The organism is Methylobacterium nigriterrae, assembly GCF_037106235.1.
GTDB classification, from domain to species: Bacteria; Pseudomonadota; Alphaproteobacteria; order Rhizobiales; family Beijerinckiaceae; genus Methylobacterium; species Methylobacterium nigriterrae.
Genome location: NZ_JBAWTG010000127.1, coordinates 1 through 13,069, shown reverse-complemented (window position 1 = coordinate 13,069; position 13,069 = coordinate 1). Strand labels below are relative to the sequence as shown.

The following is a 13,069-nucleotide window of genomic DNA, read 5'->3' as shown; positions in this document are numbered from 1 at the left end:
TGCCATCGCAACCCGCTACGAGAAGACAGCTTCAAGCTTCATGGGCGTTCTCTCGCTCGCAGCCGCTCTGGACTGGCTCAAGAGCTAACAGGCCGTAGGCGGCCCTCATCATTTGCCCAGCACTCCGAAGGGTATGCGGTGCGGCCTTGCGCCGGCTTCGCCCCCTGGGGGCGATCGGAGCAAAGTTGTGGGCACGCCAATGCCATTGAGCCGGCCGTCTCATCCGCGAATGGGAGCCATCTGGGACGGGGTCTCTCACCTACCTGCATGCGCTGGTCCGGCGCCTTGGCACCGGCCTCTGTCTCAGCCTCCTGATCTCCTGTTTAAGTCTCAGTCCCGCCGCCGCCATCGAGGGCGGCGCGCCTGCGCGGGCCGGGGACCCGCTGGCACGGGCGACCGTCGGTATCGGGACCCTGACCCAGCCCGGGGAGACGCTGCGCCTCACCCGCTGCTCGGGCGTCCTGATCGCCCCCGACCTCGTCCTGACCGCGGCGCATTGCGTCAATGGCGATCCGCTCGGCGCCCTGGTGGTGTTCTATCGCGGCAGCGGACCGGTGAAGCCCGTCTACGTCGCCCGCGTCGCGGCGCGCTACAGCCCGGATCCTGGCGATCTCCCCGCCCAGGCGGGGGGCGTCAGCCTCGCGAATCTCTCGCTGGATCTCGCGGTCCTGCGTCTGTCGGCGCCGGTGCGGGACCGGCGCCCGGTGCCCCTGTCGTCCGATCCGCGCCGCGTGCCCTCCGCGCTGCGGGTCGCGGGGGTTGGGCTCTCGGGGCGCTCCGTCGGGCAGTTGCGCACAGCAGGCCTGGTCCCGGTCGCGGCGTCGAGCACGGGCCTGACCATCGCTCGAGTGAGCGGGGCGCGCCTGTGCCTCGGCGATTCCGGCGGCCCCGTGGTGGCGCAGGATCGGCGCGGCCGGTTCATCTGGGGCGTCGCCAGCGCGGTGATCACAGCACAAGCGCCCTGCGGTGGCTACGTAGTTATCGCGCCGGCCGCGCAGGTCTTCGGGGCTGCCGAATAGACGCAATCATTGCCCCAGCCGGGCAGTTCTGCCGCCTGCACGCGCACGTCGCTGGGATCATGCTCACCCTCCTGCCCGGAGAGGACCACAAGATCCACTAGGTCACGCGACCAGAGATCGGCCGACCTGTCGATTGGATTATAGAAGTGTCGAGAAAGGGACTGACCTGGGCCTGACGCGTTTTTGGCTCGACGATTGGAGCTGACCTCAGCAATTCTAAGCTCGTCCGCGTGACAGACGCTGCAGGCTCGCGGTCCCGGTCGGCCGCTCGGGAGGCGTCCGGAATTGTTCCACACCGACCACGATCCGTCGCTGTTCCTCAGCGGGCGAAACCCCGGAGCGTCTGTGTGAGCGCGGCCGCCGCTGCCCGAGATCCCCGCATTCCTTTGGCGTGCTGCCTCGGGATGCTCGCCGTCGGCGTCAACGGCACGGCTATCATGGCCGCGCTGCCGACCATGCGCGCGGATCTTGTCCTCGACCCAGGGGAGGTGACCTGGGCGGTGAACAGCTACCTGCTCACCGCCGCCGCCTGCATCATCCTGGGCGGGAAGGCTTCGGATTGGGTTGGGGCGCGGCGCGTCGCGCTTGCAGGCCTACTCCTCTTCGGCGGCGCTTCGGTGGCGATCGCCACGGCGACAGGGCCCGGACTGCTTCTGGTCGGGCGCGCCGTGCAGGGACTGGGGGCGGCCCTCGCCGTGCCTGCCACGCTCTCCTGCATCGGGCAGGCGGCTGACCTCTCGCGCCGCGCCGCCGCCCTAAGTGCCTGGGCGGGCGCGCTCATGCTGGGATTCAGCCTCGGACCACTCGTCGGCGGCGCGCTGACGCATGTCCTCAGCTGGCGCAGCGTGTTCGGGTGCACCGCCGCCGTCCTCATCGCCGCGGCGATCGGGCTTGTGACCGCCCGGGCGGAAGAAGCGCCCGCGACGCCGCGCCGGTCCCACGTCGATGCCGGCGGGTTCCTCCTGCTGGCGGCCCTGATGGTGTCGGCCGTCCTCACGCTGAATGGCCTGCCGCGGGTGGGGCAGGCGCCGATTCACGTCGCACTCCCGCTCGCCGCGATGGTCGCGGCCTCCGCCCTGTTCGTGCGCGTGGAGCGACGCACCGCCGACCCGTTCGTGAATCTCGCCCAGGTCCGCCGCTCCCCGCTCTTCCTGCGGGCCGCCGCGATTGGAGCGGTGGCCATGTTCTGCATCCTGTCGACACTCCTTTACTTCAACATCGACGCGCAGGACGCCGCGGGGCTAGGGCTGACGCCGGTCGGTGCAGGGCTGATGCTCCTGCCCCTGAGCATTGGCCTGTTCGTCCTGGCCCGGCTCGCGCCCCGCGTAGTGCGTCGGCTCGGTTCGGCCGGCGCGCTCTCGGGCGCGCTCATCGTGGTCGCCCTCGCCTGCGGGGTGATCACCGCGGCGGCGCATTACCGCTCGAATGGGATACTCGGTGTCGGTCTATTCCTGTTCGGAGCTGGTCTTGCCGTGCCCTACGCTACCGCACCGCGCCTCGCCCTCGCGGCGCTGCCGCCCGAGGCCGCGGGCCAGAGCTCGGGTTTGATCAACGCGTGCACCTTCCTCGGTGGCAGCCTCGGCGTGACGGGCGGCGCGATTCTCTACCCGCTTGCAGGCCTGGCCGGCGTGATGAGTCTTGTGGCAGTAGTAGCGCTGATCGGCGCCACACTGGCTTGGAGGCTGCCGAGCACAGCGGCTTCATGACATTCGGCGGCTTCTTCAAGCGCGTCGGCTATTCGCCCTGGATGCACGAGATGCGGTCCCCAGTGCTCGTAACAGCGCGGCGCTGCTGAGAGCACAACACGATCCGAACGTGTGGCACTTCCCGATCCGAAACGGCAGTGTTTGCAACATCTACCGGCAGGCACGGCGACTGCTTCAGCGGCGGAAAACGAGGATCAGGGCGGCGAGCGCGAGAAAGGCTGCCATGCCCGCGAGCAGCACGGCTCGGTTCGCGCTCACATTCAGGCCTGGGTGAGAGACTGGGGACTCAGAGTTGACGCCATCGGCTTGTCCGAAGTGTGACCTGACCGGCTGGCTTAGGATCGGGCTGATTGGGAGGATCAGCCAGGACCGGAGGAGCCGAGGATGAAGCGAGGTCAGAAGACGAGCGCGGAGCAGGTGGTGCTCAAGCTGCGCCAGATCGAGGTACAGACCGCACAGGGCAAGAGCTTGGCGCTCGCCTGCAATGAGGCGGCGATCTCCGAGCAGAGCTATCGCGACGAGTGCCTGAAGCAGGAGATCTTCTACTCGCTGAAAGAAGCGCAGATCGTGATCGGTCTTTGGCAGAACACCTACAACCGCGTCCGGCCGCATTCCTCGCTGGGCTACCGAACACCCGCGCCCGTCACCCTCCCGGATCTGGCCTTCCGGCTACCCATGACGGCTACCATGCAGTAGCCTCGCAACTGGCCCGGTCCAAATACCGGTCAGGTCACGGTCGCGCTGCGCGCTCCCGGCCAGCCTGAACCCCGCGGTCGAGACTGTTGCTCCGGCTCCTCTGAGGTGCTGCAGACCACAGCTCAACAGAAGTCGCCTCAGGGTAACACACAGCGGCATCAGCTTCTCCGGCCCCCTTGAGCAGAAACAGCCAAGATGCCCGCCAGCGGCCAACCTCGCGAATCTGTGAGGCCATTCAGCGCTGGCATCCTTCCACCAGCCTTACGCGGGGCACCACGACCGGCATGCGACCCGAAACGATCACCGCACAGAACGCCGGCTCCGCGAGTTAACGACGAGCATTCACACGTGGAGGAAACGCTATGGACGAGGACCGCTTCAACATTGAGCTGCGCAAGTTCCTGAAGGAGGTCGGCGTCACCTCTCAACGCGAGATCGAGCGCGTAGCGCGCGACGGTCTCGTCCAAGGCGGCACGCTGAAGCTGCGCATGACTCTCACGGCCGAGAACGCGCCGCTTGAGCACGTCATCGAGCGGACGATCTCTCTGGGTGATGGACCGGGTAGCGCGAGCTGACGCCGTCGACTTGCACGATCCGGTGGGCGCCTCGATGTGGAAAGCCTATTGCCCCGAGCCCGGCACAGGAAGGAGCACGCCGTGCGGCTGACCATCTCCGTGTTCTCCGACGTGATCTGCCCGTGGTGCTACCTCGGCAAACGCCGGCTCGAACGTGCCCTCGACCAGCTCGGGCTAGGCGAGAGCACCACGGTCGAGTGGCTGCCCTTCGAGCTCAATCCCGACATGCCGGCAGAGGGCATCGAGCGCTTCATCTACCGTGCACGGAAGTTCGGCGCCGAGCGCAGCGCTGACCTCGATGCCCAGATGACCGAACTCGGACGAGCCGAGGGCATCGCCTTCGCGTTCGACCGCATGCCGCGCACACCCAACACGCGGAAGGCACACATGCTGATCGCGGCCGCTCGGCAGCAGGGCAGGGGAGACGCACTCGTCGAAGCTCTGTTCCGGGCCTACTTCGAGGAGGGCCGCGACGTTGGCGAAGAGAAGGTCCTCTTGGACGTTGCTGAAGAAGTGGGTCTCGACCGGCAGGCGGCGCTGGCAGCCCTGGGTAGCCTCGAGCTGCGCGCGCTCATCGTGAGCGTCGAGGCCCAGGCAGCCGAGATGCAGATCAGCGGCGTGCCCTTCTTCATCGTCGATCAGCAGTGGGCTGTCTCCGGCGCACAGACAGCGCAACAGTGGGTCGCGGCATTTCGACAGCGACAGGTCGCGTAGAAAGCGCGTCGGCGATCCCCGGCCCGTGCCGGTGCCCGCGACGTTCTGCTGGGCACGGCTCCTGAACGACGGCGCCGCCTTCAGGCGAGGCCGCGCTGGGCGACGGCAGCCGTGCCTTCGCGGATCTCGGCGTCAATGAGGGGCTTTATGTCCTCAAGGCTCTGCTGGCGCGGCTCGACGCCGAGGGTCAGCACCGTGACGATTTGGAGGATGAGCAGGCCGATCATCAGCACCATGACGCCGCCGATCCCGTAGGTCTGGAACAGGGACACGACGATGAACGGCGTGATGATCGTCGCGCCGCGGCCGAAGGTGTTGCACAGGCCCGAGGCGCGCAGGCGTACCTCCGTCGGGAAGAGCTCCGGGATGTAGATGCCGAACAGGAGCGCCACGAGCACGTAGATCGGCACCGTCAGGCCGAAGCCGACGAGCGGCAGCAGCCAGGGATCGGAGGTCAGCGGATAGAGGATCCCGAACAGGATGGCCGCCGCCGAAGCGCCGACGATCGTCGGCTTGCGGCCCCAGCGATCCGCGGTCAGCGCGCCGATGGCGCTGCCGACCGGGGCGCCGAGGCCCATCAGCAGCGAGTAGCCGAAGGAGGTGGCGACGCTCAGGCCCTGCTTGATGAAAAAGGTCGGCAGCCAGGTCACGAAACCGTAGAGCAGCGTGTTGATCACGATGAGGCAGATGCAGCCGACAATCACGCGCCCGAGCAGCGGCGGCCGGAACAGCGTGGCGAAAGCGACCTTCGGAGCTGGTGCCGTGATTGGGGTGGGCGGCGGCAGGACACCGCCGCGGGCAGCCTCATCCTCAATCTTGCGCAGGAGCGTCTCGGCTTCCTCGGTCCGCCCGACCGCCTCGAGCCAGCGCGGCGACTCCGGCAGGCTCTTGCGCAGATACCACACGCCGAGCGCACCGAGGCCGCCGAGCACGAACATCGCGCGCCAGCCAAAGATCGGGATCACGACATAGCCGACGAGCGAGGCGACCGGCAGGCCGGTCACCACGAACACTGCCATCAGGCCGAGCCAGCGTCCGCGCGATCGGGCCGGGACGAGCTCGGTCATGGTCGAGTAGCCGACGACGTTCTCCGCACCGAGACCGACGCCCATGATGAACCGAAGGACGATCAAGGTCGCCATGTTCGGCGCGAACGCTGCGGCGATTGCTGCGAGACCGAAGACGAGGAGATTGGCCTGGTAGGTGAAGCGTCGACCGAAGCGATCTCCGAGAAAGCCCGTCAGGAACGAGCCGCTCATCATCCCGATGAAGGTCGCCGAGACGAAGAGTGCGTTCTCCGGCAGGGTCGAGAAGCCGCTCTTCAGCGTCGCGCCGAGAACAGTGGCCGCGATGTAGATATCGAAGCCGTCGAAGAACATCCCGATGCCGATCAGCCACATGATCCTGTAGTGGAACGGGCCGATCGGAAGCCGGTCAAGCCGGCCTCCTGCATTGACGAGTGACGTCATGGCGTTTCCTCCGCGAAAGAGACCCCGGAGCGGAGAGCGCCCGTCTGACGCGGGCCTTCAGCCCTCCATCCAGATCAAATCATCAATTGAGTCGGCGCTGGCCCGCGGTGTCGCGATACCAGTCGAACGGAGCGTCATGCGTCGCGACCATGATGCTCTTGATGTTGAAGTGGTCGTCGAAGCTCTCGAGTCCGCACTCGCGCCCGAGACCGCTGTCGTCGACGCCGCCCCACGGGGATGCGGGGTCGAGACGATGGTGATCGTTGATCCAGACGATCCCCGCCTTCACCGCTGCGGCAACTCGGTGCGCTCGGGCGACATCGCGTGTGCGCACCGCGGCCGCGAGCCCGAACGGTGAGTCGTTGGCGAGCCGCAGCGCCTCGGCCTCGTCCTTGAATGGCGTGACGCTGGTGAAGGGCCCGAACACCTCTTCCTGGAAGATGCGCATGTCGGAGCGCACGTCAGCGAAGACGGTGGGCTCGACAAAGTAGCCTTCCTCGCCGCCCGCGATCTGTGCGGCCTGGCCGCCGGCCACCGCCCGCGCGCCTTCCGAGCGTCCGTAGCCAGCATAAGCGAGCACCCGGTCGCGCTGCTTGGCCGAGATGACGGGACCGAGCTGTGTCGCGGGATCGAAGGGATCGCCGATGCGGATGCTCTTGGCTTTGGCAGCGAGCTTCTCCACGAAGGCGTCGTAGATCGAGGCCTGCACGAGATGGCGGCTCGCGCAGACGCAGGTCTGGCCCGCACCGATGAAAGCGCCGAAGGCGGCGTAGTTCACCGCCTGGTCGAGGTCGAAGTCATCGAAGACCATGACGGGGGTCTTGCCGCCGAGCTCCATCGTCTGGTGGGCGAAGACTTTGGCCGCGGCGCTGCCGGCAATCCGCCCGGCCTCAGTGCCCCCGGTGAGGACGAGCTTGTTGATGTCGCGGTGCTCGGCAAGATGCCGCCCCGTGGTCGGGCCAAGGCCCAGCACGATGTTGAAGACGCCTCCCGGCAGCCCGGCCTCAGTGAAGATCTGTGCGAGCTTGAGAGTCGTCAGCGGGGTGTATTCGGACGGCTTGACGACGGTGGTGCAACCGGTGGCGAGCACGACCGCCAGCGACTTGCAGAGGATCATCAGAGGGTGGTTGAAGGGCGTGCAGTTCGCCACCACCCCGATTGGCGTGCGCCGGGTATAGTTCAGGTAAGCACCCTCGACGGGGATCACCGCATCACGCCGCGACAGGGCGAGGCCAGCAGCGTAGCGGAAGAAATCCGGCAGGCGCGAGAGCTGGGCGCGCGTCTCGTTGATCGGGCGACCGTTGTTGAGGGTCTCGAGGCGATAGAGCGTGTCGAGGTTCGCCTCGAAGGCGTCAGCGACGCGGTTGACCAGCCTCGCGCGGGCGCGGTTGTCCATGCCGCCCCAGTCCTTCGACTCGAAGGCTGCGCGGGCGCTGCGCATGGCACGATCGACATCAGCCTCGGTCGAGTTCGGGATCCGGGCGATGACCGCGCCGGTGGCGGGATTGCGCACGTCGATCAACGTGCCGTCGCCGGCCTCGATCTCGCGACCATCCACGAAGTTGCCGCGCGTCTCGACGGCGAGATCCGGTCTCGTGACCATGTTCATGGCGTTCTCTCCCTCACCGGATGACGGCGCTGCGTTCGAGCGCCTGAATGATGCGGCGCTGCGCCTGCGCGACGTGCTCGCGCACGAGGCGGCGGGCCATTCGGGCATCGCGCCTCTGCACGGCGTCGATGATCTCGGCATGCTCCGCGATGAGCTGGGCCGGCTCCCGGCCCTTGATGGCGGCGAGGCTGACCCGCACGAGGCGGTCAGCCTGCTCAATCAGGTCCCGCGCTGTCGCGGCCATGCGCCGGCTGCCGGAGGCCTGCGCCAAGGCCGTGTGGAAGGCGCGATTGTAGTCGATGAAGTCGGTGCCCTCGTCGAGCGTTCGGAAGGCGTCGAGCGCAGCGAGCGCCTCAGCCGATCCTGACTCGGCAGCGTCCCCGGCGCAGGCAGGCTCGATCAGAAGGCGAAACTGGATTAGATCGCGCGCGTCTGCGATCGAGATCGGGTTCACCTGATATCCCTGTCGCGCATGGACCGTGACCAAACGCTCGTGCTCCAAACGAAGCAGCGCCTCGCGCACAGGCTGCCGACTCACGGCGTAGCGCTCGGCGAGTTCCTGCTCGCGCACCTCGGCGCCCGGAGGCATGCGGCAGGCGAGGATCTCGGAGCGGATAGCCTGGTAGATGTTGTCGCGAAGAAGCACGGCTCTGACCTGATCAGGTTGCCTCAACATCGCAGTCGTGAAATATCACGTCAACGGGTATTTGCGGCCAGCACCCCACGCGGGGAAGCCTGCCGGACAGGTCGGGAGAAGGGGATGCAGATCAGGCTCGCAGGCGGACGGATCGCGGCGGAAGTCCACGGATCGGGCGAACCGCTCCTCCTGTTCCACTCGCTGCTCGCCGACAGATCGAGCTTCGACCGGATCACAGGGCAGCTCGCGGAGAGCTTTCAAGTGATCGTCCCGGACCTGCCGGGCTTCGGCGCATCGGAGGCGGTGACCGGCGGACTTGAACCGATAGCAGACCGCATGGCGGAGGCCGTCCGAGACTTGAAGGGATCCCATCGGCCGATCGTGCTAGGCAACGGCTTCGGCGCCTTCGTCGCGCTTCAGATGGTCATCCGGCATCCTGGCCTCGTGAGCCGTCTGGTTCTCGCCGATTGTGGTGCCTGCTTCTCGGAACAGGGTCGGGAAGCCTTCCGCACCATGGCAGCCGTATCGAGCGCGAAGGGTCTGAGCGCCCTCTCCGAGACAGCGATGCGCCGGCTCTTCGCACCGGACTTTCAGGCAGCTCATCCGGAGCTGATGCAGGAGCGACTCGCGGCATTCCTCCGAACCGATCCCGCGGTCTTCCGCGCGGCGTGCGAAGCACTGGCTGGTCTTGATCTGCGCCCTGATCTCACGAAAGTCGATGTTCCGGTCCTGGTGCTCGTCGGCGAACAGGATGAGGCCACGCCGCCCGCGATGTCACGGGAGCTCGCCGCGGGTCTGCCGGATGCGAGGCTCATGATCCTGCCCGGCTGCGCCCATGTTCCACAGCTGCAGGCGCCGGAGCATTTTCTCGAGGCGACGCTGACGTTTCTAACAAACGACGATACTGGGCGAGACTCCGAGCGGGTGCAGGCGGTCGCGTGAAGGCAGGTTGACGGGTCGTGCCGATCATTCGGCTGCCCATTCACGCCATCCATCAAACTCTGCCGAACAATTGGGGAGAGGACACGCGTTGTCCTCAATCTGACTCCCACTTTGCCGTTGGAGAGCCATTGGGTGTGCATCTCAGAGGCTCAGAATGGGAAGCACCCTCACACTGCCGTGCTCCTGCAGGTCGAGGCCATGCTTCAAGACCTCTTCGTCTGAAAGCTCGCGCAATGCTTCGGCTTGCGCTCCCGCACCACCGGCTTCCGCTGCCACGAGTTCGGCATCCTGTTCGTCCCTCGCAACGACACCCGGAACGGCATAGTCCGAGAGGGACTTCTCCACGAACTGAAGGAGAGACCGTTCACGACCCGCTCCAGCGCGTCGTCCGACCAAGCAGGACGGCAGCCAAGCTCCAGGATCGCCGCGAGGAGGGCCGCTGCGTGGCGTCTCATGCCTGGCTAGTCTTACGCCGGATCGGGCAGCGCGGCTGCGTAGGTCTGAGCTGTGTCGTAGAGCTCCTCAAAAGCGACGGCGCGGCCGTTCGAGAAGCGCCAGAGATCGACCTTGCGGGTGCTCGCGACCTTCCCGGTCGCCCTGTTGCGCCAGGACACGTTGCCGATCACGACTACTTGGTCCCGTTCCGCCACGAAGTCGTTCATGTCGTGCGTGATCATCTCCCAATCAGCCCTGAGGCCTTCGAGGTAGCCCAGGATGTCGCTACGGGTGCTGCGCTGCGCCGTGAACGGCATCTCGGCAGATCCGTCGGCCAGGGATGCGAGGGTTGCGTCCTCAGCCAGGATGTCCATCCAGCACTGGACATCCTGGCCCTTCGACTCGCTCCACTGCGCGTAGGCGCACTTGAGGCTTTGCACCGGGTCGCTCGCGGGGGACATCGCATCTTCCTCCAGCGCGCGTTGGTCTCCTCCCGAGCAGGAGAGGCGTTGTTCCGTGCATGCGCGATACGGAAGCATGATCGGCTGCGCGCGGCCCAGCAACCCAATTAGACCCACCCGGGGGTGACGGTGCGGTTTGCTGCCCACACCGCGCAAGCGAGCCAGCACATGGCCGCCACTGTCGACTGGGGGCACAACTACATGCACCCGCATCACGGCTCGGTTCACCGTCAAGGCCAACCGGGAGCTTTCGTCGCGGCCACATTGCCGGCGCACGCGCGGTCCCTTCCCGGCTCGCGATGCCGGCCCGCGCACCCGACACGATTCGAACGTGTGACCTTTGCCGAGGAAGGGCCGCGCAGCCATCCCGCCGAGCAGGCGCTTGGCAGCCTCAGCCCGTTGCGCCGGGCGCCCGCATGGGCTAGGGAATCGCCACGGTCAGCACCCGTAGCTCAGCTGGATAGAGCGTTGCCCTCCGAAGGCAAAGGTCACACGTTCGAATCGTGTCGGGTGCGCCATCTCTAAGCCTCTGTAGGGGCTAGGGTTTGGCTGGTTCTCAGCCCTTTTCGTGATCCCTGATTAGGTTGGTCTGTCACGCTGCTGTCACAAGCGATGCGAGACACGACACATGGCGACCATACGTAAGCGGGGCTCTTCCTGGCAGGCCCAGGTACGGCGTGAGGGCTACCCTGCGATCTCGAAATCCTTCAGCACCAAGGCTGATGCGCTCTCATGGGCGAGGGATAAAGAGCGAGCCATCGAAAGGGCCGAACTCCCAGTGGGGCTGAGGCAGGCTGGAAGCATCACCGTTGGTGACCTACTCAAGCGCTACGAAGAATCTATCACTCCGTCGAAGCGGGGCGCCCGCTTTGAGAGGTCGCGGATCAGGACACTTCTCGGTCACCAGCTGGCCCAAGCCTCATTGGCAAAGCTCTCGCCTGCCTTGGTGGCTCGCTATCGAGATGACCGCTTGGCAACCGTGAGCGGCGATTCGGTCAGGAGAGAACTGACCATCCTTCGTCACTGTCTGACCGTAGCAAAGCGGGAATGGGACGCTCCTGTGCCTAGCAGCCCGGTCCTGAGCATCACTCTTCCAGAACCGTCCAAGGCCCGGGACCAGAGGCTTGAGGCAGAGGCGAATCAGAAGCTTCGTGCGGCCATCGGCTCAGCCCACGCTTGGTACCTGAGGCCCCTGATCGACCTCGCCATCGAGACCGGCATGAGGCGAGGGGAGTTGCTGGCTCTGGTGTGGTCCCATGTCAGCCTGGAGCGGCGAACGGCCCACCTCCCGATCACCAAGAACGGTCACGCCCGAACGGTGGCGCTCACGCCCAAGGCCATCGAGGTTCTGAGGGGCCTCCCGAGGACTGACGCCCGTGTCTTCCCGGTCAGCGGAAACGCTGTTCGCTTGGCCTGGGAGCGGTTGCGGGGGAGGGCGGGCGTTCCGGGACTCCGGTTCCACGATCTCAGGCATGAAACCGTCAGCCGGTTCTTCGAGGCTGGCCTGAGTGTGCCGGAGGTGGCCCTATTGAGTGGGCATCGGGATACACGGATGCTGATGAGGTACACTCACCTGAGACCTGAGGCGATTGCCGAGAAGCTAGCCAGGGCAGCAGCGGAGGCGAACCCGGGCTGAACCAATAGCTTCACCCTAGCTAAGGCTGAGCTAAGCGGGCTATCCACTGTGGTTCCCGGCCTAATTGCTCGTGATCAGTGTGAGGTTCAGGTGTTGCAGCGCCCCCCGAAGCCAAACCGCAAGCAGCGGTTCATTACAGAGCACCCGGTGTGCTGCTTCTGTGGCGGTAAGGCTAGGAGCGTTGAGTTAGATCACGTACCGCCTCAGGCCTGCTTTCCAAAAGACCTCGTACCTGATGGCATCGAATTTCCTGCCTGTGAAGGATGCAATGACGTTAGTAGGACCCATGACTTGATTTTTGGGTATCATGCGATGTTGCTCGACTACAACATTGGCAATCAGAACGTCGGCAGAGCACACGGGCTACATCGGGGTCTCGGCAACAACGCTCCTGGAGCGATCCCTGAGTTCAACCCTTCGCCTAATGCCATCCGCTCGTACATGAAGCAGCACGGTACCCCGAGAACGCCTGGGCTCCTGCTGAGAGATGAGCCCGCCGCAAGGGGGATGGTTCTGGCCTCGACCGAGTTCGGGGACGCGGCAGCGATGATCGGGCGGAAGCTCGGATGCGCCCTTTACTACCGGGAGAAAGGGGCGATCTTGCCGGAGACGCACCGTATCCATACGAGTTGGCATCAGGTGCAGGCGTCAGGCATGCAGAACCTAACCGACTACCTGGCCGAGGCGTTGACGAACCTCAAAGTCGGCACGAAGGCCAACGTCAAGCAATACGGCGATAGGCTGACCATCCGGACCGGCGAGAGCGAGGACGGTCTCTTTGGCTATGCGGTGCAGTTCGGTCAGGGCTTAATCGTGTGGGGAGTGATCGCGGAAGCAGGCGTCCTCGAAGGGACGCTGGCATTAGGAGACACGTGGCCCGTGTTTGGCGAGCATGAAGCTCAGGGTGTCTCCGGGCCTAAGCACGCCTAAACCACCCCAAAGTCCCCCCTCCTCTTGGAGCCATAGCCTTCTCCTGCCAGCGGTCCCGTTCCTCCCGCAGTTCAGCAGCTCGCCGCTGTTCGACCTTCAGGACAGGCTTAAGGGCATCCACCTAAGCGGCCCATTGGCGCTCTAGAGCGGGTCCCGATCAGCTGGAAGCACAAGCGTCATCCTCGTAGCCGGCGGCCGAGAAGTAGTTGCGGCACTCCGCAGGCGAAAGGCGCGCGAAGG

Annotated in this window: 12 protein-coding genes, 1 tRNA gene and 3 pseudogenes; 11 read left to right on the top strand and 5 right to left on the bottom strand. The window is 65.8% G+C overall.

The features are described from left to right. The 7 genes and pseudogenes from WDW90_RS30380 to WDW90_RS30355 all read left to right on the top strand — a co-directional run. Positions 1-88 (top strand): annotated as a pseudogene (locus WDW90_RS30380) (IS5-like element ISMex42 family transposase); the annotation flags it as partial. Positions 89-221: 133 nt separating this feature from the next. Next, complete coding sequence (locus tag WDW90_RS30375; protein ID WP_336491233.1) at positions 222-1,019, top strand: trypsin-like serine protease; 798 nt, start codon at positions 222-224, stop codon at positions 1,017-1,019. Between the two features lie 347 nt (positions 1,020-1,366). Next, the gene (locus tag WDW90_RS30370; RefSeq protein WP_336491231.1) at positions 1,367-2,725 is read left to right on the top strand and encodes an MFS transporter; all 1,359 of its coding nucleotides are present in this window, start codon (positions 1,367-1,369) and stop codon (positions 2,723-2,725) included. A gap of 384 nt (positions 2,726-3,109) precedes the next feature. Beyond that, positions 3,110-3,238 (top strand): annotated as a pseudogene (locus tag WDW90_RS40920) (IS3 family transposase); the annotation flags it as partial. After that, positions 3,239-3,421: pseudogene (locus WDW90_RS30365) on the top strand (integrase core domain-containing protein); the annotation flags it as partial. It lies immediately after the preceding pseudogene. Positions 3,422-3,783: 362 nt separating this feature from the next. Continuing rightward, entirely contained in the window at positions 3,784-3,996 is a 213-nt protein-coding gene (locus tag WDW90_RS30360; RefSeq protein WP_336491230.1) for a DUF6494 family protein, read from the top strand. Positions 3,997-4,077: 81 nt separating this feature from the next. Then, entirely contained in the window at positions 4,078-4,710 is a 633-nt protein-coding gene (locus WDW90_RS30355) for a DsbA family oxidoreductase (protein ID WP_336491229.1), read from the top strand. A gap of 80 nt (positions 4,711-4,790) precedes the next feature. On the opposite strand, the gene WDW90_RS30350 is transcribed toward WDW90_RS30355, so the two are convergent. From WDW90_RS30350 to WDW90_RS30340, 3 genes are all read right to left on the bottom strand, one after another. Next, the gene (locus tag WDW90_RS30350) at positions 4,791-6,179 is read right to left on the bottom strand and encodes an MFS transporter (RefSeq protein WP_336491228.1); all 1,389 of its coding nucleotides are present in this window, start codon (positions 6,177-6,179) and stop codon (positions 4,791-4,793) included. Between the two features lie 82 nt (positions 6,180-6,261). After that, positions 6,262-7,782, bottom strand: a complete 1,521-nt coding sequence (locus WDW90_RS30345) for an aldehyde dehydrogenase (RefSeq protein ID WP_431311153.1) — start codon at positions 7,780-7,782, stop codon at positions 6,262-6,264. 19 nt (positions 7,783-7,801) lie between these two features. After that, the gene (locus WDW90_RS30340; RefSeq protein ID WP_336491226.1) at positions 7,802-8,434 is read right to left on the bottom strand and encodes a GntR family transcriptional regulator; all 633 of its coding nucleotides are present in this window, start codon (positions 8,432-8,434) and stop codon (positions 7,802-7,804) included. Positions 8,435-8,548: 114 nt separating this feature from the next. On the opposite strand from WDW90_RS30340, the gene WDW90_RS30335 reads away from it, so the two are divergent. Next, a complete protein-coding gene (locus WDW90_RS30335; RefSeq protein ID WP_336491232.1) occupies positions 8,549-9,367 on the top strand; it encodes an alpha/beta fold hydrolase in 819 nt (272 codons plus the stop codon). A 141-nt stretch (positions 9,368-9,508) separates the two neighbouring features. Here WDW90_RS30335 and WDW90_RS30330 read toward each other — a convergent pair whose 3' ends face one another. Further along, positions 9,509-9,643: a hypothetical protein gene (locus tag WDW90_RS30330; RefSeq protein ID WP_336491225.1), complete on the bottom strand. Its 135-nt coding sequence runs from the start codon at positions 9,641-9,643 to the stop codon at positions 9,509-9,511. Between the two features lie 191 nt (positions 9,644-9,834). Continuing rightward, positions 9,835-10,263, bottom strand: a complete 429-nt coding sequence (locus tag WDW90_RS30325; RefSeq protein WP_336491223.1) for a nuclear transport factor 2 family protein — start codon at positions 10,261-10,263, stop codon at positions 9,835-9,837. A 441-nt stretch (positions 10,264-10,704) separates the two neighbouring features. Between WDW90_RS30325 and WDW90_RS30320 the strand changes: the two genes are divergently transcribed. The 3 genes from WDW90_RS30320 (at position 10,705) to WDW90_RS30310 (ending at position 12,829) form a co-directional block, all read left to right on the top strand. Next, positions 10,705-10,781: transfer RNA gene (locus WDW90_RS30320), tRNA-Arg, on the top strand. A gap of 110 nt (positions 10,782-10,891) precedes the next feature. After that, the gene (locus tag WDW90_RS30315; RefSeq protein WP_336491221.1) at positions 10,892-11,899 is read left to right on the top strand and encodes an integrase; all 1,008 of its coding nucleotides are present in this window, start codon (positions 10,892-10,894) and stop codon (positions 11,897-11,899) included. Between the two features lie 312 nt (positions 11,900-12,211). Continuing rightward, positions 12,212-12,829, top strand: a complete 618-nt coding sequence (locus WDW90_RS30310; protein ID WP_336491220.1) for a hypothetical protein — start codon at positions 12,212-12,214, stop codon at positions 12,827-12,829. The last annotated feature ends 240 nt before the right edge of the window (positions 12,830-13,069 follow it).